Source organism: Mesorhizobium sp. M7A.F.Ca.MR.148.00.0.0, assembly GCF_003997735.1.
Lineage (GTDB): Bacteria > Pseudomonadota > Alphaproteobacteria > Rhizobiales > Rhizobiaceae > Mesorhizobium.
On record NZ_RZTB01000243.1, the window covers coordinates 1 to 2,344 of the forward strand.

A 2,344-nucleotide genomic window follows, 5' to 3' on the forward strand; every position below is an offset into this window, starting at 1 on the left:
GACGCTGTCGGGCGCTGCCGCGGTGGCGGAGGCGATTGCGGCGCTGAAGGCGGGGAGCCTGGAGGTTCGGCCGCTGCAGGAGTATTTTGCCTGAGGATTTCCCGACAAATCAGTTAGCGCCCGGCCATATCCGCCATACTCCCGCGATGCATCCTGGTGGGCCGCTCTACGGCGGACGATGAATTCTCGGTTCCGGAAATAATCGCCTCTACCGCTTTGAAAACCAAATCAAATGCAGAAAACGCTTCATCCGGCAATTGTGGAACTACAATCCTGGCAAATGCTATTTTAGAGCTCTCATCAATTGCCTGAACTTCTGTGCCGCCGGCCAACGGAACGCGAACTGTTTCGCTTCCTAGCCTTCTAGAGGCCATCAAAGGGGTAAGTACAAGCCGGCGATCATCCACCACCGTATCCAAATACTCATCCGCAAACAGAAATTCGATCGGAAGATTTTCGTTTGCAGCACATAACTTTCTAAAATCCGGGACGGGCAACAGAAGTCCAAATGACCGCCCATTCTTAGAGGTTTTTACGTCTGAAAAAAAGTCATTCGCTACAAAATTGTTGTCTAGTTTCCACTCTTTTGTCCCGCTCTCGTCCCGATCAAATAAACCAATCACAACATGCGGATTATCAGCGCTGACAGCTTTGAGGCATAGCGACAATTTAGAAGCGCCAGCGGCGCCCCCGGCACTGCCGTCGCTCGTATCACAACTCTTAATACGAAAAACCTGCTTTGTCTTTCGAAGACGTTTCCATGCTTCAGAAAGAAGCATCTCGTCCGTTTTGCCTTCAGTGAGCAATATCGGCATTTTTATCTCTAGAAGCTCCGCACGGACTTTGTCGATCTCTTCCTTAAATTTTATGATTTCGGCCTGCTGCTTTGAGTAGGACTCAAGCGCTTTGGCTACTGCGGGCAAATAAAAGCCTTCGCCGATCGCAGCTGCAGGATCGAATCGTTCCAGATTCTTTCCCTGTACAATTGTTGCCCCACCCGCCTCAGATTCCCTCGTCACATAGAATTTGGTTATTCTAGCAGAGGTCAGATTGTAGAAAGAAGGGCTATGCGTTGTAATGAATATTTGGACCCCTTCTCCCGTAGCAATTTTCAGAAGGCGGACAGCCTCCGCTTCCGCCGCCACAAAATCCAACGAGTTTTCCGGCTCTTCGAATCCCCAAATATGAAACTGAAAGCGGTCTCTTTTTGAGATAAAATTTAGCAACTCGGGAATATGTCTAGCCTTTATCCCATCGCCTCTCTGCGTTGTAAGGGACTTTGAAATACCCCCTGCATTGCTGATTGTTTCAAAATCTAACGTTTGGAACAATTCATCCATTTTGCTGGGGGATGAGATCTTGGTTTCATGAGCTATTTCTTTTGGAAGTTCTGAAAAGAGGCTACTCGTCAGACCCTGAACTCTGCCAGCGAAGTCTCCCACTGTGGACAAGAATTCCTCAGATTCGGATAGAGTTTCATAAATATTAAAAAGTAGACTTCTAAAAATCGCAGGATCTTTTATCGCTGGTATGTAGATAAATCTAAATAAGTTTAGAAATCTTGTAACAATATGTCTTTGGTTCTCGCGGATATGAGATGAAACTTCTTCATGGTAATCGTCACCTCGGGAAACCGTCCATTGCCTCTTCACATAGAACCGCTCGCCAAGCGATCTTTGATAATTTTTTGGCGTTGCAAAGGTAATTTTCACATATATGAATTTTCTGACGTCATCTGAGCTTTGAGATTCAGTTAGCCGCTTATCTGAGAAGTCTATGCCGAAATTATAATCATTTATGTGGTCGGTTTTGTTATTAAAAAACAGATTTAGAGCTCTAACTATGTTAGATTTTCCGACGTCGTTCTTTCCGAAAATTATATTTAGGTCGTTACACTTGTACAGAGTTACTTTGTAAAAACTCCGGAAATAGGCGATCTCAATTTCTTGGATAAGATTCACGGCCAGCTCCCCCAACTTAGTACCCGCGAGAGACTACTACATTTTTTAGCCGTCGAACAACGGGACGCCACGGAGACAAACACTAGGTTCACTCACCCAATTCGGCCTGCCTTCGCGGGCACAACTGCGTAACTTCATAAGGGAACTCACGCCACAGCCACGCACTCGATCTCGATATCAAACTCCATCGGCCATGACGCCACCGGCACAAAACTTCGCGCCGGCGGATTGGTCGAAAAATACTTCGCATAGATCCGGTTGATGGCGTTGTAGAAGCCGGAATTGACGGCGTAGATGCGCACCATCACCACATTGTCCAGCGAGGTGCCCGCCGATTCCAGGCAATGTTTGAGCGCCTTCAGCGACGCCTCGGTCTGCACCTC

The 2,344-nt window shown here is 47.2% G+C and carries 2 protein-coding genes; both read right to left on the bottom strand.

The annotated features are described in order from the left end of the window. Positions 1-113: 113 nt before the first annotated feature. Positions 114-1,961: an AAA family ATPase gene (locus tag EOB49_RS33545; RefSeq protein WP_164781916.1), complete on the bottom strand. Its 1,848-nt coding sequence runs from the start codon at positions 1,959-1,961 to the stop codon at positions 114-116. 146 nt (positions 1,962-2,107) lie between these two features. Further along, positions 2,108-2,344: RidA family protein (locus tag EOB49_RS33550; protein ID WP_164781917.1), on the bottom strand; the 237-nt coding region annotated here is incomplete at its 5' end.